Annotated in this window: 1 protein-coding gene; it reads left to right on the top strand. The window is 68.4% G+C overall.

Translation table 11 applies throughout. The annotated features are described in order from the left end of the window. Nucleotides 1–215, top strand: a 215-nt coding sequence (locus N801_RS22350) for an aminotransferase class V-fold PLP-dependent enzyme (protein ID WP_035941372.1), incomplete at both ends; no start/stop codon positions are given.

Genomic DNA, 215 nt, shown 5'->3' with positions numbered 1-215 from the left:
ACTGGTGGACGGCGCGCAGTCGGTGTCGCACCTGCGGGTGGACGTGCAGGCGCTGGGCGCGGACTTCTTCGTGTTTTCCGGCCACAAGATCTTCGGGCCCACCGGCATCGGCGTGGTCTGGGGCCGGCGCGAGGTGCTGGAGGACATGCCGCCCTGGCAGGGCGGCGGCAACATGATCGCCGACGTGACCTTCGAAAAGACGGTGTTCCAGCCCA

This window comes from Knoellia aerolata DSM 18566, assembly GCF_000768695.1.
Lineage (GTDB): Bacteria > Actinomycetota > Actinomycetes > Actinomycetales > Dermatophilaceae > Knoellia > Knoellia aerolata.
The sequence above is the reverse complement of the archived record's forward strand: the minus strand, read 5'-3'. Positions and strand labels throughout refer to the sequence as shown.